The organism is uncultured Tenacibaculum sp. (assembly GCF_947499065.1).
Taxonomy (GTDB): domain Bacteria; phylum Bacteroidota; class Bacteroidia; order Flavobacteriales; family Flavobacteriaceae; genus Polaribacter.
Map to the genome: position 1 here is coordinate 17,572 of NZ_CANMMT010000007.1, position 21,095 is coordinate 38,666.

A 21,095-nucleotide genomic window follows, 5' to 3' on the forward strand; every position below is an offset into this window, starting at 1 on the left:
ATATTTTTGATGTGCTATAAATAAAGTTGTAATGAAAAATAAATTATATTTTCTCATCATTGTTTTTCTGTTGTTAATTGGTTTAGTTTCGTGTAATCAAAGTAATGAATTGAAAGAAGTTCAAATACTTTTTAAGCCTTCATTTCTTTTTTCAACGAAGTTTACGGTTGATGTTAAAGAAGGTTTAATTAAACAATATACATATCAAGATAAATATAGTAATAGAGAATGGGTTGATTCAGTTTCTTATAAAGTAAATGTTAAGGATACTCTGATTATTCATTATAAAAGAAGCTTTCATGTTGATAGTATTGTTTTAAATAAGTTTTTAAATGAGTTAAAAGCAAGTCGGTTAGATTCAACAGCAAGACATAGAGCTTCTATTTTAGATGGTATACACTATAAGTTTAGTAAAGTTTATGCATCAAAAGATACTATTTCGTTGACAAGTAATCTTATTCGTAGAAATGAAAAATCACAATTAGAGTATAAATTATTAGATGCTTTTTTTGAATTAGCCTATAAATCAATAAATGATTATGAAGGGATTTCAGGTTTAGAAAATATTCAAGATTATTTTTATTACGGTTTACCAATAAGAAAGGTAGGAGATAATCCTTTTGAATATAGGGTTTGGGGAACAATTTCTGGATGTAGAGAAGATAATGAAGATTTTATTAAATTTTTAAACAGTTTGCCACTTGACAAACCAGTAATTTTTGATTTAAGAAATGGAAGTATTGCTTACTGTTTAAGTGAAGTATTAGAGGAGTTTAGCAAAAAAAGATTGTTGTTTTTTTATGGGGATAAAGATGCAATTAAATCGAAGAGAATTATAGAAGAGATAGAGATAGCAGAAAAAAATGGAGAAGTACTATCTGAACTAAGAAAGCAAGCTTATGAAACCCATAAAGAGATTTATGAATATTGGAAGAAAAACAAAAAGATAAACTCTTATTTAACTAAAAAAGAATTGTTACGCTTTATTATTGACAAATAGTTTAAGATATAAATATGTTATGAAAAAAATAAAAACAATAGTAGTACTGATTCTTATATTAACTTTTAATTACTCCTTTTCTCAAAAGACTAAAATTATTAAAGAGTGGGTAATGAAAGATACATTATTTATTTCTCAAGTAACTAACGCTTATAACACTTCAACCAAAAATTTGTTTGAAATATTGGAAGTAGATGATGATGAATTAGAAAAATTAGGATATGATTATTACTTAAGAACTGGAAGCAATGGAAAAGGATATATATCTTTTGAATATAAGATTCTTTACTTTAAAAATGAGATTATAGCTTATGAATTATTAGTAAATATTCCTAGTGAGTCACGAAAAACAAAGAATTTATACAAAGAAAAATTATCAAAGCTATTTGATATTAATGATAATTTTAAAGTTAAGCCAATAAAGCTAGGGATTGAAAAAGCGTTTAAATCACTAAAATCTAAAATGGATATACCTATAGAGATTGAAAAAATAATGAGTCCTTTTATAGGAATAACTTATGGAGGTTATTGTGGTTTTGCCGGTAGGTTGCTGCCAAATAGAGAGGTCTTTAATAAGGTGGTAAATGCTTCTAATTGTCAATTTTTATTGTACAGCATTAATCCTGCTTCAAGGATAATGGCTATAGAGTATTTTTATTGTAATCGTTCAAGTTTTAACTCAGCTCAAATTATAGAGATTGAGAAAAGAATAATTGAAATAGAAAAACAAGTGCCATTAACTAGAACTTGTTCTGGGTGTATGTATGGTAAGGATTTGACTAAAGAAATTGTGAAAAAGCTGAAGAAATGTGAGTAAAATAATAAGTTATTGTAAATAAAAAACCTCACAGTTATTTACTGTGAGGTTTTATTATTTTTTTAGTATAAAAAACTATTCTTTCTTTTCGGTTTTTTCTTCTACTTCTTTGATAACTTTTACAGAAGCATTTTTATCAGTAGTTTCTTCTACTTTTTGTTTTACTTCTTTTACGGTTCCTTCAATGGTTTCTGTTTCGGAAATTGTTTCACCATTTTCAGTTTTTGATGTGGTAACCACAGCTACGGCAGTTTCACCATCAGTAGATTTCATTTCTACTTTGATTTCTTTTTTAACTTCGTTAGTAGCATGAGAATCTGAAGTATGTCCACCTAAAATAGGTGCAATTACCAATCCAACTAAACAAGTAAGCTTAATTAAAATATTCATAGAAGGTCCAGAAGTATCTTTAAAAGGATCACCTACCGTATCTCCAGTAACAGCAGCTTTGTGTGCATCAGAACCTTTATATGTCATTTCTCCGTTAATTTCAACACCAGCTTCGAACGATTTTTTAGCATTGTCCCAAGCACCTCCGGCATTGTTTTGGAAGATTGCCCACATTACACCAGATACACAAACTCCAGCCATATAACCACCTAATGGTTCAGCGCCAAAAACAACTCCAATAATAATTGGTGTAATAATGGTAATTAATCCTGGTAAAATCATTTCTTTTAAGGCTGCTTTTGTAGAAATATCTACACATTTAGCATATTCAGGAGTTCCAGTTCCTTCCATGATACCTGGGATTTCTCTAAACTGACGGCGTACCTCATGTACCATTTCCATAGCAGCTTTTCCCACTGATTGCATTGCTAATGCAGAGAATATTACAGGAATCATTCCTCCAACAAATAGCATAGCTAATACATCGGCTTTAAAAATGTTAATACCATCAATACCAGTAAAAGTTACATAAGCAGCAAATAAAGCTAAGGCAGTTAATGCAGCAGAAGCAATTGCAAAACCTTTTCCAACAGCTGCTGTGGTATTTCCAACAGAATCTAATATATCAGTGCGCTCACGTACGTGATCTTCTAATTCGCTCATTTCAGCAACCCCACCAGCATTATCGGCAATAGGTCCAAATGCATCAATTGCTAATTGCATTGCAGTAGTTGCCATCATTGCAGAAGCAGCTAAAGCCACACCATAAAATCCAGCAAAGAAATAAGAACCATAAATAGCAGCTGCAAATAAAACAACCGATAAGAAAGTAGATTTCATTCCTACAGCTAAACCAGCAATAATATTTGTTCCAGCACCCGTAGCACTATTTTGTACAATATCTAACACCGGTTTTTTACCTAAACTTGTGTAATAAGCAGTAACCATAGAAATTAATGCTCCTACAGCCAATCCTATACAAGCAGCCCAGAATACATTCATTGACGAAACGTCTCTTAAACCTTCTCCAAAGAAGTTCATTTGCATTGTTTCAGGTAACATCCATTTAATTAAAAAGAAACTCGCAGCTAAGGTGATTAAAATTGAAGCCCAGTTTCCTGTGTCTAGTGCTTTCTGTACTTCTGCTTCTTTTGCAGTGTTATCTTTAATTCCAACTAAGAAAGTTCCAATGATAGATGCTACAACACCAACACCTGCTATTACCAATGGTAATAATATAGGTCCCATATTGTTAAATTCATCAGTAAAAGGAGTTGAGGTAGACATGTCTCTAATAACATAATTACCTAATACCATTGCTGCTAAAACGGTAGCAACATACGAACCAAATAAGTCGGCACCCATTCCGGCAACATCACCTACATTATCACCTACATTATCTGCAATAGTTGCAGGGTTACGTGGATCATCTTCAGGAATACCTGCTTCTACTTTCCCTACTAAATCAGCACCAACATCGGCAGCTTTGGTATAAATACCTCCACCAACACGGGCAAATAGTGCAATAGATTCAGCTCCAAGAGAAAAACCAGCTAAGGCTTCCAAAACAATGGTCATTTCATTGTAAAAGTTTCCTTCTGTAGTTAAGAATTGTCCAATAAATATTAAAAAGAATAAACTTAATCCTAAAACGGCTAATCCAGCTACACCAAGTCCCATTACAGTTCCACCTCCAAAAGATACTTTTAAGGCTTGTGGTAAACTGGTTTTGGCAGCTTCAGCAGTTCTAGCATTGGCATCGGTTGCAATACGCATTCCAATGTTTCCTGCTAAGGCAGAAAATATAGCTCCTATAATAAAAGCGGGAACAATCATGATACTTGTGGTATCGACTAATTGAGAAATTCCGAACAGTGCCGCGGAGGCAATAATTACAAAAATAAGTAATAGTCGATATTCTGCGGCTAAAAAAGCAAGAGCTCCTTCTTTAATACTTTTGGAAATGGATTTCATCTTGTCATTTCCTGCATCTTGTTTTTTTACCCAGACCATTTTTATGTACATAAAAATAAGCCCTAAAATTGCCAAGGCTATTGGCAAATAGATCATGTTTTGTTTCATGTTTAGTAATTTGATTAGTTATAAGTGTTGTAAATATAACAAAATCAGCGACTAAACAAAAAACCTCTCAGATGCTTCTGAGAGGTTTTTTATAAATTTTATTGAAAACTTTTATTAAATAGTGAAGTTTCCGTTAGCTTTATGCTCGCTGTTTTCGTAGCGCTCAAGACATTTGTCTAAGATTTCATAAGCCTCATCAGCATTACCCCAATCACCAATATCAACTTTCTTTTTTTCTAAGTCTTTATAAACTTGGAAGAAGTGAGTGATTTCTTTTTGACGGTGTGGATTTAAGTCTGAAATATCATTATAGTTATTCCAAATTGGATCAGAAACAGGTACACAAACTATCTTCTCATCTGGACCTTTTTCATCAGCCATGTGAAAAACACCAATAGGTTTAACTTCCATTACACACATAGGAAAAGTTGGCTCAGCACCTAAAACTAATACGTCTAACGGATCTCCATCTAAAGCTAAAGTTTGTGGAATGAAACCATAATCTCCAGGGTACATCATTGATGAAAATAACATTCTATCAAAGCGGATTTTCCCTAAATCAAAATCATATTCGTATTTATTTCTACTTCCTTTTGGAATTTCAATTAAAACATCTACTGTCTTTCTTTCTTTTGCAGTCATATATCTTGCTTTTCTTCGTTTCTAAAATCGGACAGCAAAAGTACTAATTAATTACCATTTTTAAAGGGTAAGTTGCTGTTATTTTATGGTTAAAAGAATGATTATAAGCCAGGTCTAATTCCAATACGAATTGCAAACTTTGGAGTTGGTGCAATTGTAGAGCCTGCAGGTAAAGCATAATCAGACCTCCAAATAGCGTCAACTCTTAAGAAACGAAGGTTTCCATATCCAATATTTTCAATACCAAATCCATATTCATAATACAGTTTTTCTGGTGTATTATAACTGATATCTGATCGGTTTATAGCTCTGTTTGCATCAGATATGGTTCCGTAAGCAGCTCTAAAAGTAACTAAACTTCTTAGTTTTAATTTCTTGATTAAAGGAATTCTGTTTAAAATGAATCCGTTAAAGTGATGCTCTAAGTGCGTAGCTGTATAGGTGTCTGTTACAAAATCATAAAAGTTTAACAAACTGAATGTATTTCTAACCAATGAGAAAGATTGGTTGGCAGGAATTGGGTTTAATAAACTTAGTGGTACAGTTCCAAAAGTTTTACCAGCTTCAAATGTAGCGTCTAATACTCCAAATTTCCCAAGTAATAATGGTTGGTTATATTGAAACTGTAACTTATGATAGTTGTGAGTTCCATTTAAAATTCCGCTATGTCCTTTTTTATAGTTTAATATTAAGGTTGGGAAAATATTTCTTCCAAAACGTCTTTCTACACCATAACCATATACAAATCTTCCAGGGGTGAATGAAACATATATATCTGATGAAACATCTACAACTCTATCTCTAAGAGCTCCATTTTCATCTAAATAATTAATAGAAAATAAACTTGGTGCAGCTGAAACAATATTAGATCTTGTTAAATTGAAACCTACATGAAGGTTGGTTTTAATTTGGAAATCAACATTAGCGGCTACTTTTTTAACTTTTGAAAGAAAACGGTTGTTACCACGTGTAAATAATGCAGAGGTACCAAAGCTATTTCCTAAAAGTTGAGTTGTGTTAAAAAGTACACTTCCTAATTGCTCAATATCATCTTGGTAGGCTAAACCACCAGCAATTCTAGGTTTGTAAGATATAAGATAACGAGCCTCAGCACCATACTTAATTTTTTTGTCTTTGAAACCATAAGCAACATGACCATTTATTCTAAATCGATCATCTTTAGTTTTAAAAGTTCTAAAACCAATACGAGTTCTAAATCCTTCTATTTCGTTTTTAGCAAAAGCAGTCCAGAAAGGACCAAATTGGACACCGATTTTAGTGTTTATATATCCACTAGCTACAGTGTTAATAACACCCGTTAAGTTCTTAATTTGTTTTTTCTGTTTAACTTTTTCTATAAGTTGATATGTCGATTTAGTTTCTTGAGAATCGGTTGAAGCCCAATAAGTACTGTCTTTTTCGAACTGATCTGGTCTAATTTTTATAATTTCCTCTTTGTAAAAATTCTCAGCCAAAGGTTTATCTAATACATAATCTTTGAACGTAATAGTTTTTTTGATGGTTAAACCTTTATTGGTTTCACTTTTATCGATAAAAGTAAAATCGCCATCATATGCATTTTTAGTAGGAAGATAAATAGAATCGTTTTGAACTTCGAATTCTTTATCAAATGAAAGACCTCTAACAAAATTTAAGTTAATTTCTTTACGAACTTTCATTTTTATTCTTTTGATAGAGAAGTTTTTATCTGCTACCCAAAAGTTTCCTTCAAAAGCTAAGTCACCTTCTCTAATAGGGAAGAAGTAAATATTGTAAAGTTTTTTATCGTTTTTAGTAATACTATCATATAGTACATAGTCGTATGTAGCGAAACCATCTGTAGATAATGGGCTTACAAAAGATCGTTGTAGTAAGGTAATGTTGTTTTTAAATACATCAATATTCTGAAAAGTATTCGACATTCTATCAAAAACAAATCCTTGAGCACCTAATCCTTCAGATTTTTCTGCTTCAATATCATTTCTAACTTCTTTAGTAATATTATTACCATATACTTTAGAAACCTCCTCGTTTAAGAATATAGGAATGTAATAGTTTACACCATCATCATCATATTTTACTTCTTGAATAGCTTGTTTGTATTCTTTTTTAAATATTCTCTTCAAAAAAGCGGTATCTAAGTTGTTTATACCTATTTCAATAGCTTTATGCTTTTTAAATTGATAGTAGTCAACTAAATCTAAACCATTCTTTCTTTTTCGTTTCCAAATTTCTTGTAAAATTCGGTAAGCAGGGTTTTCTTTCTTTTTCAGCCTTTTCTTAGGTCTTGTAACTACAACAACTTCGTCTAATTGATTGCTCTCTTCTTTTAGTACAATATTTAAAAACCTCGTTTTTTCACTTACACTAAATGTTTGTGTCTGAAACCCAAGAAAAGAGACTTCTACAGTACCTCTATACTTTTTTGTTTTTAAAAAGAATCTACCATCGTCATCAGTGGTAGTTCCATAGATTGTATTTTTCATAACCACATTTACAAAAGGTAGCGGATTGTCAAATTCATCAACAATTTTACCTTTTAATGTAAGTTGAGAGTATAACACGCTGGTTATGAATACTAATAGTATTGTAAGTCTTAGTCTCATTTTTTTTATTACTATAAAATCCTTTTGACATGGGTCAAAAGGATTTTAATTTCTTTTCAATTTCTTTTTTTCTTTTCTTATTTGTTAAGGTACATAACGTCCTTAACAGCCTTTACAACATCCTTAGCATTAGGTAACCACTCCTCTAATAATACTGGAGAATATGGTGCTGGTGTATCAGCTGTTGTGATTCTTTTGATAGGAGCATCTAAGTAATCAAATGCCTCATCTTGTATTCTAAAAGTAATTTCTGAAGAAACACTTCCAAATGGCCAAGCTTCTTCTAAGATTACTAATCTATTTGTTTTCTTAACAGATTCTAAAATTGCGTTATGATCCATTGGACGAACTGTACGTAAGTCGATAATTTCAACAGAAATACCATCTTTCGCTAATTCTTCAGCAGCTTTGTAAGCTTCTTTAATAATTTTTCCAAAAGAAACTACAGTTACATCTGTTCCTTCTCTTTTAATGTCAGCAACACCAATTGGGATGATGTATTCTCCTTCTGGAATCTCCATCTTGTCACCATACATTTGCTCAGACTCCATAAAAATTACTGGATCGTCATCACGAATAGCTGCTTTTAATAATCCTTTAGCGTCATATGGGTTAGAAGGTACAATTACTTTTAATCCAGGACAGTTAGCATACCAGCTCTCAAAAGCTTGTGAGTGTGTAGCTGCTAATTGACCAGCAGAAGCAGTAGGACCTCTAAATACGATAGGACAATTAAATTGACCACCACTCATTTGACGAATCTTAGCTGCATTATTAATAATTTGATCGATACCAACTAAAGAGAAGTTAAAGGTCATGTACTCAACGATTGGACGATTTCCATTCATTGCTGAACCAACTGCAATACCACCGAAACCTAATTCAGCAATTGGAGTATCAATTACTCTCTTATCACCAAATTCATCTAACATTCCTTTAGAAGCCTTATAAGCTCCATTATATTCAGCTACTTCCTCACCCATTAAGTAAATGCTTTCATCTCTGCGCATTTCCTCACTCATAGCTTCGCAAATAGCTTCTCTAAATTGTACTGTTTTCATACGTTTTATAAGTAGTTGTTTATCAAGAGTGCAAAAATAGTAAAAATAGAACTAAAAAATAGTTTTTTAACTTAAACAAATCATTACCTACATTTGTAGTGATTTCTAGAGAATTAAATAGAAGTAAAAAATTTACTATGCGTGCATAATAAATTAAAAAAAAGACGTAACTTCGTCACTCAAAATTAAGTTTCTTAAAAACAGCAATATATGAAAATATTAGTTTGTATCAGTCACGTACCTGATACTACATCAAAAATTAACTTCACCGATAACGATACAAAGTTTGATACGAATGGAGTTCAGTTTGTAATTAATCCTTACGATGAGTTCAGTTTAACTCGTGCAATGTGGTTTAAGGAAAAACAGGGGGCAAGCGTAACTGTAGTTAATGTTGGAGGTGCTTCAACAGAGCCTACTTTACGTAAAGCATTAGCTATTGGAGCAGATAATGCAATTAGAGTAAATGCTGAGCCAACTGATGGTTTTATGGTAGCTAAAGAATTAGCTGAAGTTGTTAAAAACGGAGGATACGATTTAGTTTTAGCAGGAAAAGAATCTGCAGATTACAATGGTCAAATGGTACCAGGAATGTTAGCTGCTTTATTAGATTATAACTTTGTTAACGGATGTGTTGGTATTGAAGTAGATGGAACGAATGCTACTTTAGATAGAGAAATTGATGGTGGAGAAGAAAAAGTTTCTTCAACATTACCAATGATTGTTGCAGGACAAAAAGGAATTGTAGAGGAAAAAGATTTACGTATTCCTAACATGCGTGGAATTATGATGGCGCGTAAAAAGCCATTATCTGTAGTGGAACCAACGGGAGCAGCTGCTAGTTCAGCTACGAAAACGTTTGAGAGACCAGCAGAAAAAGGAGCAGTGAAGTTAGTAGATAATGTTGACGAATTAATCGACTTATTACACAACGAAGCAAAAGCAATTTAGTAGTAAAATTTAAAAACTCATTATTAATAAGAATAAGAAGCAACCATTAATTAGCCTTTCTTTCTTATTGGTAATATAAAAAATATAAAATATGTCTGTATTAGTTTTTGCCGATTCATCGGAAGGAAAATTTAAAAAAACTGCTTTTGAAGTAGTTTCATACGGAAAAAAAGTAGCGGAGCAGTTAGGGAGTAGCATGGTGGTAGTAACTATCAATGGAGGAGATGCTTCTGAATTATATGCATACGGTGCTGAAAAAGTAGTGGAAGTAAAAAACGACTTAGCTTCTTTTAATGCAAAAGCATATGCATCAATCATTAAACAAGTAGCGGAAGCTCAAGCAGCCAGTACTGTAATTATCGATTCTAGTGTTGATGGTTTAACACTTGCTCCATTAGTAGCAGTAGCTTTAGAGGCTGGATTAGCATCTAACGTAGTTGCTTTACCAAGCAGCACAAGTCCATTTGTTGTAAAAAGAAAAGCTTTTTCAAACAAAGGATTTAACAATACTGAGATTACTACAGAGAAAAGAGTAATTGGTGTAGCAAAAAATTCTTACGGAGCGCATGAAAATGCAGTAAGCGGTTCAGCAGAGTCATTTGATGCTTCATTGCCAGAATTAGGAGTAAAGTCTGAAAGCATTAACAAAGCATCAGGTACTGTTACAATTGCAGACGCAGATGTTGTTGTGTCTGGAGGTAGAGGATTAAAAGGACCAGAAAACTGGGGAATGGTTGAAGAATTAGCTGGAGTTTTAGGAGCTGCAACTGCATGTTCTAAGCCAGTTTCAGATTTAGGATGGCGTCCTCATAGCGAGCACGTTGGACAAACTGGTAAGCCAGTAGCTTCAAATTTATACATCGCTATCGGTATTTCTGGAGCAATTCAGCACTTAGCTGGAGTTAATGCATCTAAGGTAAAAGTAGTAATCAACACCGATCCTGAAGCACCTTTCTTTAAGGCTGCAGATTACGGTATTGTTGGTGATGCTTTTGAGGTTGTTCCACAATTAATTGAGAAATTAAAAGCTTTCAAACAAGCATAAAATAATTGGGTAAATTTTCTTTTTACTTAAATTTGAGGTGAACTCATTATTTTTAGTAAATTGTGCCCTCTTAAAAGGCTGTCTAAATTTTAAGCAAAGAGCCTAAAATTAGACAGCTTTTTTGTTATTACGATAATTGATAAATGAGTTTAATTAAGCTGACTATTAAAGGAATTTCGTACAGTCAAACCCAAAGTGGAGCTTATGCGTTAGTATTAAGTGAAATGGAAGGAACAAGAACGTTACCTATTATTATAGGAGCATTCGAAGCACAATCTATTGCGATAGCATTAGAAAAAGAAATTCGTCCCCCAAGGCCACTTACACACGATTTATTTAAAACATTTGCCGATAGGTTTACTATTGCGGTCAAACAGGTTATTATACATAAACTGGTTGATGGTGTGTTTTATTCTAGTTTAGTCTGTGAAAAAGATGGCGAAGAAGAAGTAATTGACACACGAACATCCGATGCGATAGCATTAGCCGTCCGTTTTAACGCACCAATTTACACTTACGAAAACATTTTAGATAAAGCAGGTATTTATCTAAAGTTGGATGAAGAACTAATTATTGAAGAAGACTTAGAGTCTGAAGAAATAGAGTTCTCATTAGAGGAAGAAGAAGCGGCTGCTGGTAAAGACAGGTACGCAAGTTTATCACTACAGGAACTACACGAGCAACTTAACGAAGCTGTAGCAAACGAAGATTATGAAATGGCCGCGAAAATTCGCGATGAAATCAGCAAACGTTCTTAAATTAAATATATAAAATGAAGAAATTATTTACTTTCATAATGCTTTGTGCATCAATAGTAACTTTTGGGCAAAGCATAGAGAAAAAGTGGAATTTTTCGTCTATAACTACTACCGATGGAAACTCGGTGGTTACAATAAATCCTTCTGATGTTTTACATTTAACAAAAGGAGATTTTAAGTACTCATTAGTAGCAAAAGATAGTTTACAAGCAGGAGGAAACTATATTCATCAAAATAACTTATTAATTTTTAACTACAAGCAACCTAACGATACGGTTCGTTACTATAACGTTGTAGAACTTACAGAGGATGCTTTAACATTGTCTGAAAAAAATGTGTTGTATAAGTTTACATCAACACCATCAACTGTAGCAGTTGTAGAAAAAGTAGTTGAAGAAAAAAAAGCAACAAGCGCTATTATTCCTAGTCAAGGATTTTCTATGAATAGTTTGTTTAGAGGAGCTATTGGAATGCTTGCTTTATTAGTAATTGCTTTTTTATTCAGTTCAAACAGAAAGAATATTGATTGGAAAACAGTTGGTTTAGGATTGGCTTTTCAATTAATAATTGCTATTGGGGTATTAAAAATACCATTTGTTCAAAAAGCATTTGAATGGGTAGGTAGTTTATTTGTAAGTGTATTAGATTTTACAAGAGCAGGTAGTGAATTCTTATTTAGCGGCTTAGTGTCGGATATGAGTTCTTTCGGATTCATTTTCGCATTCCAAGTATTACCAACAATCATTTTCTTTTCGGCATTAACTTCTTTATTATTCTACTTAGGGTTAATTCAAAAGGTAGTAAAAGGATTGGCTTGGTTACTTTCTAAAGTATTAAAAATATCGGGAGCAGAGAGTTTATCGGTAGCAGGAAATATTTTCTTAGGACAAACAGAAGCACCTTTATTAATTAAGGCATATTTAGAAAAAATGAATAAGTCAGAAATCTTATTAGTAATGATAGGAGGAATGGCAACGGTAGCAGGAGCGGTATTAGCTGCTTATATTGGTTTCTTAGGAGGTGATGATGAAGCTTTACGTTTATTATATGCAAAGCACTTATTAGCAGCTTCAGTAATGGCAGCACCAGGAGCTATTATTATTTCTAAAATCTTATATCCTCAAACTGAGGAAGTAAATACAGACGTACAGGTTTCTTCAGAAAAAATTGGTTCAAACATTTTAGATGCGATTGCCAATGGAACTACTGAAGGTTTAAACTTAGCCATGAACGTAGCAGCAATGTTATTAGTATTTATTGCATTTATAGCAATGATTAACGGAATCTTAGGATGGGTAGGAGACATTACCAATTTAAATACTTGGATGGCAGAAAACACATCATATCCTAAGTTTTCATTAGAAGCAATTCTTGGATATGTATTTGCACCATTAATGTGGTTAATAGGTGTAGCAAAAGAAGATATGGCTTTAATGGGGCAGTTATTAGGAATTAAGTTAGCAGCGAGTGAATTTGTTGGATACATTCAGTTAGCAGAACTTAAAAATGTAGCGAGTGCAACACATTTAACATACAATAAGTCAGTTATTATGGCAACGTATATGTTATGTGGATTTGCCAACTTTGCTTCGATTGGAATCCAAATTGGAGGAATTGGTTCGTTAGCACCAGGACAACGTAAAACCTTATCAGAATTTGGAATGAAAGCATTAATAGGAGGTACTATAGCTTCGTTAATGTCGGCAACTATTGCAGGTATGATTATCGGATAGAAAATAACGATATATAAAATATAAAAAAGCTTCAATAGTAATTATTGAAGCTTTTTTATTGGATGATTTTTGATACCCCTAGTGTTTTCAAGGTGTGCGAGTTAGGACTAAAAATAAATGACTTTAATTTATGTAATTCGCTCTTTTTTAACACTTTTTTTGATATATTTATATCACCCGAAATCTTAAATCATAAATTATGAAAAATTTAAAAAATCTAAACGGTTTTAAAGCATTGTCGAAAAAAGAACAAGTTCAAATCAACGGAGGTGGAAGAACCTATTGTAAAGGTAGCAACATGTGTTGTTCAAGATTACCTAACGGAGTTGAATTTTGCGACTATGGTTACTGTTTTGGAAACAGGTGTGTATGGGCTTAATAAAAGTTCATAGTTAATAACTTCCTGAAAACAATTTTTTAGGCATCGATATTTTTTATCGATGCTTTTTTATTTTTATACCCAAATTAAAGGGAGAATAATGCAACAATACTTAGATTTAGTAAAGCACGTTTTAGAAAACGGAAATGAGAAAGGCGATAGAACTGGAACAGGAACCAAAAGTGTGTTTGGATACCAAATGCGTTTTGATTTAAGTGAAGGCTTTCCGATGGTAACAACTAAGAAGTTACATTTAAAATCGATTATTTACGAACTTCTTTGGTTTATTAAAGGCGATACCAATGTTAAGTATTTGCAGGAGAATGGCGTACGTATTTGGAATGAATGGGCTGATGAAAATGGCGATTTAGGACCAGTTTACGGACACCAATGGCGTAATTGGAATAGTGATGAAATTGACCAGTTAAAAGAGGTAATAGAAACCTTAAAAAAGAATCCGAATAGTAGAAGAATGTTAGTTTCTGCATGGAATCCTTCGGTATTGCCAGATACATCTAAATCGTTTTCAGAAAATGTAGCCAACGGAAAGGCAGCATTACCACCATGTCATGCATTTTTTCAGTTTTATGTAGCGGACGGAAAGTTATCGTGTCAACTATATCAACGAAGTGCCGATATCTTTTTAGGAGTACCGTTTAACATAGCTTCGTATGCTTTGTTTACCATGATGATGGCGCAAGTATGCGGGTATGAAGCAGGGGAGTTTATTCACACCTTTGGCGATGCTCATATATATAACAATCATATGGAGCAATTGGAATTGCAATTATCGCGCGATCCAAGACCGTTGCCAACCATGAAAATAAATCCAGACATTAGCAATATTGAAGATTTTACCTTTGACGATTTTGAGCTAGTAGGATACGATCCACATCCTCATATTAAAGGAGTTGTAGCCGTGTAATTTAACTTTATTTTAAAAGGTTTCTTTAGTAAATTTGTAAGAGGAACCAAAAAAGTAATAAAATGACTACAAATATTGATGTTTTAAAGGACGATCTGTACGAAAAAATAGCAGAAATAAATGATGAGGAAATTTTAGTCGCAATAAAGACTTTAATAGATAATGTAAGAACGGACGAGGCTGTTACAACCAAGAGAGATTTAACCGGTTATATTAAGGAATGGGCTAAGAGCATGTAAGGCTCATTAAATTATATTTATGATTACAATTATTGCTGCAATAGCAAAAAACAATGCTTTAGGAAAAGATAATGACTTAATATGGCATCTTCCAGCAGACTTAAAGCGCTTTAAAAAAGTAACGTCGGGACACCATATTTTAATGGGACGTAATACTTTTGAAAGCATAGGGAAACCTTTGCCTAATAGAACTTCCGTTATCATTACCCGAAATAACGACTATTTTAAAGACGGTTGTCTTATAGCCAATTCAATAGAAGAAGCTTTAGACATGGCAAAAGAAGATTCTGATATCTTTATTATTGGAGGTGCACAAATTTACCAACAAGCCATAGAAAAAGGTTTGGTAGATAAACTAGATATTACCCTAGTACACCATGAGTTTGAAGCCGATGTTTTTTTTCCAACAATAGATACTACGATTTGGGAAGAGGTTTCGAGAGAAAATTTTAAAGCAGACGATAAAAATAAATACGATTATAGTTTCGTTTCTTACGTAAGAAAATAATTTATGTCAATACAACTTACATCTATAACTAAAACATACGGTACACAAAAAGCTGTTAACGGAATTAGCCTTGAAGCTAAAAAAGGAGATATTGTTGGTTTTTTAGGCCCTAACGGAGCAGGGAAATCAACTACCATGAAAATCTTAACAGGATTTATTCAGCCTACAGAAGGTACTGTAATGGTAAGCGATATTGATGTGATTCAAAACCCTATTGAAGCACAAAAGAAAATAGGGTACCTTCCAGAGCATAATCCCTTGTATTTAGACATGTATGTACGCGAGTATTTACAGTTTCAAGCATCTATACATCAAGTAGCCAAAACCAAAGTAGCGGAAGTAATAGAGCAAGTAGGTTTGGGAGTAGAAGCGCATAAAAAAATAGGACAATTATCTAAAGGATACCGTCAAAGAGTTGGATTGGCAGCAGCTATTTTACACAATCCAGAAGTGTTGATTTTAGATGAGCCAACTACAGGATTGGATCCGAATCAGTTGGTAGAAATTCGCGAATTAATCAAAGAATTAGGAAAAGACAAAACGGTTTTATTGTCTACACACATTATGCAGGAAGTAGAGGCAATGTGCGATCGTGTGGTGATTATAAACAAAGGTGAATTGGTAATTGATAAACCAATTTCTGAACTAAAAACTAGCAATGAACAAGTAATTAGAGTAACCTTTGATTATAAATTGGAAGAACAGTTTATAAAGCGATTACCGAATATTACTTCATTTAAAAATACGACAGAAAATAACTGGATTTTATCTTTTGAATCTACTGAAGATATGCGTCCAGTAATATTTGATTTTGCTCAAGAAAACGGATTAAAAATTCTAGGGTTGAATACCGAAAACAAAAATCTAGAAAGCTTATTTAGAGAGTTAACCGCTTAGTTTGTTGGGACTGTATGGAAATTGTAAAAAATATAGTTTTAGAAAGAACCGATAAGAAACCAATTTTGATGGATGCTTTTTTTTCAAAAGAAACGAAGCAGCAACCCGTAGTAGTTTTTTGCCATGGCTACAAAGGATTTAAAGATTGGGGAGCTTGGGATTTGATGGCAGAATCGATAGCAAAATCGGGATATTGTTTTGTCAAATTCAACTTTTCTCATAATGGAGGAACCGTTGAAAACCCTATTGATTTTCCTGATTTAGAAGCTTTCGGAAATAATAATTATACCAAGGAGTTGGATGACTTACACGATGTGTTAGATTGGGTTGAAGCTTATTTTTCAGGAAATACTCTTATCAATACGAACAATATTCATTTAATAGGTCATAGTAGAGGAGGAGGTATTTCCATTATAAAAGCTTCAGAAGATAATCGAATTCAAAAACTCATTACTTTAGCGAGTATTAGCGATTTTGGAAAACGTACTGCTACCATTGGTAATTTAAAGGAGTGGAAAGAAACAGGAGTAAAGTATGTTGTTAATGGAAGAACCAAACAGCAAATGCCGCATTACTATCAGTTTTATACAGACTTTAAAGAAAACGAGGCACGATTAAATATAAAAGCAGCTGAAGAAAAATTAGAAATTCCACATTTAATTATTCATGGAGATCATGATACTTCTATTTCAATAAACGAAGCCAAAGAGCTTAACGAGTGGAATTCAAAAAATGAACTAGCTGTTATAAAAGGAGCAGATCATGTGTTTAATGTAAGACATCCTTGGAATAGTACTGAGTTGTCTAAGGAATTAGAAGAAGTAGTAGCAGAGATTACTGCTTTTTTGAAACGTTAATAGTCTAGGTAAAATAGACAACGCCATTACGAAGCAATATTTTATAAAGAACCTTTTTAATGTGGAGCAGGTTACTCTACAAACATTCCAAACACAATGGCGTAACAATCATTGTTTAAGAAGGGCATTCTTCTTATAGGGGTTGATTGTTCTGAGAATTACTCTCACCGTCCGTCGCAGGCGTGGCACCGTTAGGGGAACTACTGCTCCTATTATCTAAAACCAAATTGTATTGTTTGGTTAAAACATCTATTTCTTCCAAAAGAGTTGCATAACTTGGATTGTTACCCAATACATCGTGTGCTTGAATATGGCTAATTAAAGTTCTGTATGCAGTACTTGTAGTGGCTCTTAGCTCGGTAATATTGGTAATGGGATTGGCGGCAGTTTCTCCTACACGTTCAATGTATTTAGAACCAAAGGCTTGGTTAGAGGTTTTTAACTCGTTTACCCAATCGGAAATGTTTATTGCGTTGATAGCGGCAATTAACTCGGGTTGGGTTTCTAAATCGTTGATTAAACTATTAATAATAGCGGTTTCTTCCTGATAGCTTTTTCGGGTAATGTCTTTACCGTAAATATCAATACTAAGTAGAATATTTTTAGCGTGGTCTTGTTGTGTGGTGTCATAATGATAGGTATAGCCACTAAGCAGGGTTTTAATCCCTATAAAGGCTTTGTCTCTACGTTCGTCGAGCAAAATAATTTCTTGGGTTAAAGCACTGCCTAAACTTTGTAGGAAAGCCTCATCTATTTGATTGGTTAAAGAGTTTAAGGTATCTCGTTGCTCGGTTAACTCTAAAAGAGCAACATCTTGAAGGTTTACTAATACGAGAACGTCTTTCATGTATTGCAGATATTCTCCATTTCGATAGCGCGTAAGATAAGCTGTCGTCATAATAACAAATTTTTAAATTCAATAAATAAGGAGTGGAGAGTGCTAGCAATAAATGTTGTCATAGCTAGGACAAAGAAAAGTTAAATATTTGATAAATAAAAGATTGATTTTCAATAAGATGAATAAAAATTGAATGATATTATCAGCGGACTTCGCTGATCAAATAAAAAGCTTGCGAAACCATCAGCGAGCTTCGCTGAGGCTTCCGAAACTCTGCAAAAGCTTCCCCGAGCTTCGCTGATGCTCCTGAAATTGTGCGAAACCATCAGCGAGCTTCGCTGATGGGTTTGAACTTATGTTTTAGTGTTTTTTAATTTTTTTTAGAGTTAGATATTTAAGATTTTTTAATAAAACTATATTTTCTAGTTTTTAATACTAAAACTTTATAGTATTTTTAAGCTCTTTTTTGAAAAAATTAAACACTAACTAGACTAGTAGTAATTACTAGAAATAAATTTACGATAACATACATGTCGCAAAACAAACTAAGTTTAGATACCTTAGAAAGTTGGTTATGGGATTCAGCCAATATTTTACGTGGAAGCATTGATTCTTCGGATTTCAAAAATTATATATTCGGACTCTTGTTTTTAAAGCGTGCCAATGATGTTTTTGAAGAAGAAGTGGAAACGATTATGCAAGAGGAGAAAATATCAAGAGAAGAAGCGCAAGAGGAAACCTATTTTAGTTTACCATCTGAAGCGCGTTGGGATTATTTAAAAACCAAAACAGAAAATATTGGTATTGATTTAGATAAGGCCTTTGCTGCGATTGAACGAGAAAACACAGAGTTGGAAGGAGTTGTGACGGCTACAAAGTTTGGTGATAAAGAGATGTTGTCAGATGATGTATTGCAACGTTTGTTACGTCATTTTAACCAATACTCCTTGCGTAATGCCGATTTAGAATCGAATGATTTATTAGGAGATGCGTATGAGTATTTGATAAAAAAGTTTGCGGATGATGCGGGTAAAAAGGGAGGAGAATTTTATACCCCTCGCGGGGTCGTACAATTGATTGTACAATTGATAAAACCACAACCAAAGCATACTATTTACGATCCTACTTGTGGTTCGGGAGGTATGTTAATAGAAGCTGCCCGTTATGTAGCAGCACAACCTAATGGAAAAGTAGGAAACAATATTAATGTTTCTTTATTTGGGCAAGAAAAAAACTTAAGTACTTGGGCAATTGGGAAGCTAAATATGATATTGCATAATTTTACCGATGCCGATATTCGCAAGGGAGATACCTTGGTAGCACCTAAACATTTTGACAGTAATAAAGAACTTTTAACCTACGATCGTGTAATTGCCAATCCTCCGTTTTCTATGGGGCAGTGGTGGACACCTCTTGAAACCAATGTAGAGGTAAAGATAGATAAGAATGGAAAAGAGAAAAAAATAACACCAAACTACAATAAAAAAGTAGTCGATCCGTATGGGCGTTTGCAATATGGTGTCCCGCCAAGAGGGTATGCCGATTTGGCTTTTTTACAGCACATGCTATCGGTATTAAAAGCCGATGGAAAAATGGGCGTAGTATTGCCACATGGTACGTTGTTTAGAGGGGCGGCTGAGGCTAAAATTAGAAAAGCTTTGTTAGAAGCCGACTTGGTAGAAGGTATTGTAGGTTTGCCTAGTGCCTTGTTTTATAATACAGGAATACCTGCCTCTATTTGGGTACTTAATAAAAAGAAGCCGAAAGCTTTGACTCAAAAAGTACTGATTATAGATGCTAGTAAAGAATATAAAGAAGGAAAAAATCAAAATACCATAGAATCATCTCATATAAAAAATATAGTAGAAAAGTATGATGCCGCTAAAGATGTAGACAAATACATGCGGGTTGTATCCTTAGCAGAAATAGCAGAAAACGATTATAACTTAAATATTTCTCGTTATATAGATACTAGTGAACCTGAACCTGAAATTGATTTAGCCGAAGTGCAACAACAATTAGCCAAACTAAAAGAGGAGGAAGCTAACATAGATGTTCAGTTGGATAATTTTTTAAAGGAATTGGGATATGAGTGATTGGAAAATGCTGAAGTTAAATGAAGTTTTTAAAATTGCTAGAGGAGGGTCTCCAAGACCAATCAAGGATTTTTTAACAGATTCTTTAGATGGAATAAACTGGATTAAAATAGGTGATACTAAAAACGTACAGAAATACATATATGAAACTAAAGAAAAAATTAAAAAAGAAGGGATAAAAAAATCTTTGATTGTAAAAGAAAATGATTTTATACTTTCAAATTCTATGAGCTTTGGAAGACCATATATTATGAAGACAAAAGGTTGTATTCATGATGGTTGGTTATTAATGAGAAGTAAAAAAGAAAATACTTCTATTGATTTTATGTATTATGTATTGAGTTCTGAAGAAGTAAAAAAACAATTTAGTAGTAGAGCCTCTGGTTCAACAGTTCAAAATTTAAATATAAAATTAGTCGAAACGGTTAATGTTCCTTTTCCTCCTTTTTTAGAACAACAAAAAATAGCCAACATATTAAGTACGGTAGATGCCAAACTAGAAAATATAGCACAACAAATACAAACAACCGAACAACTTAAAAAAGGACTCATGCAGCAGTTACTGTCGGGGAAATACAATGTGTTAGAAAACCGTCCGTATACAAATGAGGAGTTAAAAGATTCTCCGTTGGGGAGAGTTTCTAAGGAGTGGGAGGTTGTGAAGATTGAAACACTATTAAATGAAAACAGAATAATTAGTCATCTAGATGGTAATCATGGAGGGTTGTATCCAAAATCTCACGAGTTTTCAAATGAAGGAACACCTTATATTAGTGCTAATAGTTTTCTTAATAATAAAGTTAATTTTAATAAGTGTAAAAGGTTGCCGTTAAATAGAGCACTAAAATTCAAGAAAGGTATTGCAAAGAATGGAGACATATTGTTTGCTCATAATGCAACAGTTGGACCAGTTGCTTTTTTAAAAACCGAATTAGACTTTGTAATACTTAGTACAACAGCAACTTATTACAGGTTAGATAATAAAACTATATATAACAGATATTGGTTATATTTTTTAGATTCTTTTTATTTTAAACAGCAATATCAAAAAGTTATGGGACAATCTACAAGAAACCAAGTTCCCATAACTACGCAAAGAAAGTTCTATTCAATTTTACCTAATTTTAAAGAACAACAAAAAATAGCTACAATATTAAGTGCTGTAGATACAAAAATAGAACAATTACTAACTAAAAAAGATTACTATACCCAACTTAAAAAAGGTCTAATGCAACAATTGCTTACGGGTAAAATACGAGTTAAAGTGTAAA

At 33.1% G+C, this 21,095-nt stretch carries 19 protein-coding genes; 14 read left to right on the forward strand and 5 right to left on the reverse strand.

Going from position 1 to position 21,095, the window contains the following annotated elements:
* The first annotated feature begins 31 nt into the window (after nt 1-31).
* A complete protein-coding gene (locus Q0958_RS13850) occupies nt 32-1,000 on the forward strand; it encodes a hypothetical protein (protein ID WP_299124082.1) in 969 nt (322 codons plus the stop codon).
* A 112-nt stretch (nt 1,001-1,112) separates the two neighbouring features.
* A complete protein-coding gene (locus Q0958_RS13855; protein ID WP_299124084.1) occupies nt 1,113-1,817 on the forward strand; it encodes a hypothetical protein in 705 nt (234 codons plus the stop codon).
* Between the two features lie 75 nt (nt 1,818-1,892).
* Here Q0958_RS13855 and Q0958_RS13860 read toward each other — a convergent pair whose 3' ends face one another.
* The 4 genes from Q0958_RS13860 to Q0958_RS13875 form a co-directional block, all read right to left on the reverse strand.
* Entirely contained in the window at nt 1,893-4,289 is a 2,397-nt protein-coding gene (locus Q0958_RS13860) for a sodium-translocating pyrophosphatase (RefSeq protein ID WP_299124086.1), read from the reverse strand.
* Nucleotides 4,290-4,403: 114 nt separating this feature from the next.
* Nucleotides 4,404-4,931, reverse strand: coding sequence for an inorganic diphosphatase (locus Q0958_RS13865; protein WP_150901109.1), 528 nt, complete (start codon nt 4,929-4,931; stop codon nt 4,404-4,406).
* 101 nt (nt 4,932-5,032) lie between these two features.
* Nucleotides 5,033-7,537: a DUF5686 family protein gene (locus tag Q0958_RS13870; protein WP_299124089.1), complete on the reverse strand. Its 2,505-nt coding sequence runs from the start codon at nt 7,535-7,537 to the stop codon at nt 5,033-5,035.
* 77 nt (nt 7,538-7,614) lie between these two features.
* On the reverse strand, nt 7,615-8,598 hold the full coding sequence (locus Q0958_RS13875) for a pyruvate dehydrogenase complex E1 component subunit beta (protein WP_299124091.1): 984 nt from the start codon (nt 8,596-8,598) through the stop codon (nt 7,615-7,617).
* 210 nt (nt 8,599-8,808) lie between these two features.
* Between Q0958_RS13875 and Q0958_RS13880 the strand changes: the two genes are divergently transcribed.
* From Q0958_RS13880 to Q0958_RS13925, 10 genes are all read left to right on the forward strand, one after another.
* Nucleotides 8,809-9,549, forward strand: coding sequence for an electron transfer flavoprotein subunit beta/FixA family protein (locus Q0958_RS13880; RefSeq protein WP_299124093.1), 741 nt, complete (start codon nt 8,809-8,811; stop codon nt 9,547-9,549).
* 91 nt (nt 9,550-9,640) lie between these two features.
* Entirely contained in the window at nt 9,641-10,594 is a 954-nt protein-coding gene (locus Q0958_RS13885) for an electron transfer flavoprotein subunit alpha/FixB family protein (RefSeq protein WP_299124095.1), read from the forward strand.
* Nucleotides 10,595-10,737: 143 nt separating this feature from the next.
* The gene (locus Q0958_RS13890) at nt 10,738-11,352 is read left to right on the forward strand and encodes a bifunctional nuclease family protein (protein ID WP_299124097.1); all 615 of its coding nucleotides are present in this window, start codon (nt 10,738-10,740) and stop codon (nt 11,350-11,352) included.
* Nucleotides 11,353-11,366: 14 nt separating this feature from the next.
* On the forward strand, nt 11,367-13,085 hold the full coding sequence (locus Q0958_RS13895; protein ID WP_299124099.1) for a nucleoside transporter C-terminal domain-containing protein: 1,719 nt from the start codon (nt 11,367-11,369) through the stop codon (nt 13,083-13,085).
* 199 nt (nt 13,086-13,284) lie between these two features.
* The gene (locus Q0958_RS13900; protein ID WP_299124101.1) at nt 13,285-13,464 is read left to right on the forward strand and encodes a hypothetical protein; all 180 of its coding nucleotides are present in this window, start codon (nt 13,285-13,287) and stop codon (nt 13,462-13,464) included.
* Nucleotides 13,465-13,564: 100 nt separating this feature from the next.
* Nucleotides 13,565-14,389: a thymidylate synthase gene (locus tag Q0958_RS13905; protein ID WP_299124103.1), complete on the forward strand. Its 825-nt coding sequence runs from the start codon at nt 13,565-13,567 to the stop codon at nt 14,387-14,389.
* Between the two features lie 62 nt (nt 14,390-14,451).
* A complete protein-coding gene (locus Q0958_RS13910; RefSeq protein ID WP_175578758.1) occupies nt 14,452-14,628 on the forward strand; it encodes a hypothetical protein in 177 nt (58 codons plus the stop codon).
* 19 nt (nt 14,629-14,647) lie between these two features.
* Nucleotides 14,648-15,136: a dihydrofolate reductase gene (locus Q0958_RS13915; RefSeq protein WP_299124105.1), complete on the forward strand. Its 489-nt coding sequence runs from the start codon at nt 14,648-14,650 to the stop codon at nt 15,134-15,136.
* A gap of 3 nt (nt 15,137-15,139) precedes the next feature.
* Nucleotides 15,140-16,033: a gliding motility-associated ABC transporter ATP-binding subunit GldA gene (gene gldA, locus Q0958_RS13920; RefSeq protein WP_150901099.1), complete on the forward strand. Its 894-nt coding sequence runs from the start codon at nt 15,140-15,142 to the stop codon at nt 16,031-16,033.
* Between the two features lie 14 nt (nt 16,034-16,047).
* Nucleotides 16,048-16,890 carry an alpha/beta hydrolase gene (locus Q0958_RS13925; RefSeq protein ID WP_299124107.1) on the forward strand — a complete coding sequence of 281 codons (843 nt, stop codon included), beginning with the start codon at nt 16,048-16,050 and terminating at the stop codon, nt 16,888-16,890.
* Between the two features lie 133 nt (nt 16,891-17,023).
* Here the strand turns inward: Q0958_RS13925 and Q0958_RS13930 are convergent, their stop codons facing one another.
* A complete protein-coding gene (locus Q0958_RS13930) occupies nt 17,024-17,788 on the reverse strand; it encodes a DUF6261 family protein (RefSeq protein WP_150901097.1) in 765 nt (254 codons plus the stop codon).
* A 470-nt stretch (nt 17,789-18,258) separates the two neighbouring features.
* Here Q0958_RS13930 and Q0958_RS13935 point away from each other — a divergent pair, with 470 nt between their 5' ends.
* Nucleotides 18,259-19,824, forward strand: coding sequence for a class I SAM-dependent DNA methyltransferase (locus Q0958_RS13935; RefSeq protein WP_299124109.1), 1,566 nt, complete (start codon nt 18,259-18,261; stop codon nt 19,822-19,824).
* Nucleotides 19,817-21,094 (forward strand): restriction endonuclease subunit S, encoded by a 1,278-nt coding sequence (locus Q0958_RS13940; RefSeq protein WP_299124111.1) that lies wholly within the window; start codon nt 19,817-19,819, stop codon nt 21,092-21,094. The genes Q0958_RS13935 and Q0958_RS13940 overlap by 8 nt, the downstream gene beginning before the upstream one ends.
* Nucleotide 21,095: the final 1 nt, after the last annotated feature.

Bases quoted from the DNA above. Each gene is read 5' to 3' on its own strand.
- Q0958_RS13905 (WP_299124103.1), top strand. From the start codon at position 13,565: ATGCAACAATACTTAGATTTAGTAAAGCACGTTTTAGAAAACGGAAAT.
- Q0958_RS13925 (WP_299124107.1), top strand. From the start codon at position 16,048: ATGGAAATTGTAAAAAATATAGTTTTAGAAAGAACCGATAAGAAACCA.
- Q0958_RS13915 (WP_299124105.1), top strand. From the start codon at position 14,648: ATGATTACAATTATTGCTGCAATAGCAAAAAACAATGCTTTAGGAAAA.
- Q0958_RS13855 (WP_299124084.1), top strand. From the start codon at position 1,113: ATGAAAGATACATTATTTATTTCTCAAGTAACTAACGCTTATAACACT.
- Q0958_RS13860 (WP_299124086.1), bottom strand. From the start codon at position 4,289: ATGAAACAAAACATGATCTATTTGCCAATAGCCTTGGCAATTTTAGGG.
- Q0958_RS13910 (WP_175578758.1), top strand. From the start codon at position 14,452: ATGACTACAAATATTGATGTTTTAAAGGACGATCTGTACGAAAAAATA.
- Q0958_RS13890 (WP_299124097.1), top strand. From the start codon at position 10,738: ATGAGTTTAATTAAGCTGACTATTAAAGGAATTTCGTACAGTCAAACC.
- Q0958_RS13885 (WP_299124095.1), top strand. From the start codon at position 9,641: ATGTCTGTATTAGTTTTTGCCGATTCATCGGAAGGAAAATTTAAAAAA.
- Q0958_RS13935 (WP_299124109.1), top strand. From the start codon at position 18,259: ATGTCGCAAAACAAACTAAGTTTAGATACCTTAGAAAGTTGGTTATGG.
- Q0958_RS13895 (WP_299124099.1), top strand. From the start codon at position 11,367: ATGAAGAAATTATTTACTTTCATAATGCTTTGTGCATCAATAGTAACT.
- Q0958_RS13850 (WP_299124082.1), top strand. From the start codon at position 32: ATGAAAAATAAATTATATTTTCTCATCATTGTTTTTCTGTTGTTAATT.
- Q0958_RS13870 (WP_299124089.1), bottom strand. From the start codon at position 7,537: ATGAGACTAAGACTTACAATACTATTAGTATTCATAACCAGCGTGTTA.
- Q0958_RS13865 (WP_150901109.1), bottom strand. From the start codon at position 4,931: ATGACTGCAAAAGAAAGAAAGACAGTAGATGTTTTAATTGAAATTCCA.
- Q0958_RS13875 (WP_299124091.1), bottom strand. From the start codon at position 8,598: ATGAAAACAGTACAATTTAGAGAAGCTATTTGCGAAGCTATGAGTGAG.
- Q0958_RS13930 (WP_150901097.1), bottom strand. From the start codon at position 17,788: ATGACGACAGCTTATCTTACGCGCTATCGAAATGGAGAATATCTGCAA.
- gldA (WP_150901099.1), top strand. From the start codon at position 15,140: ATGTCAATACAACTTACATCTATAACTAAAACATACGGTACACAAAAA.
- Q0958_RS13940 (WP_299124111.1), top strand. From the start codon at position 19,817: ATGAGTGATTGGAAAATGCTGAAGTTAAATGAAGTTTTTAAAATTGCT.
- Q0958_RS13880 (WP_299124093.1), top strand. From the start codon at position 8,809: ATGAAAATATTAGTTTGTATCAGTCACGTACCTGATACTACATCAAAA.
- Q0958_RS13900 (WP_299124101.1), top strand. From the start codon at position 13,285: ATGAAAAATTTAAAAAATCTAAACGGTTTTAAAGCATTGTCGAAAAAA.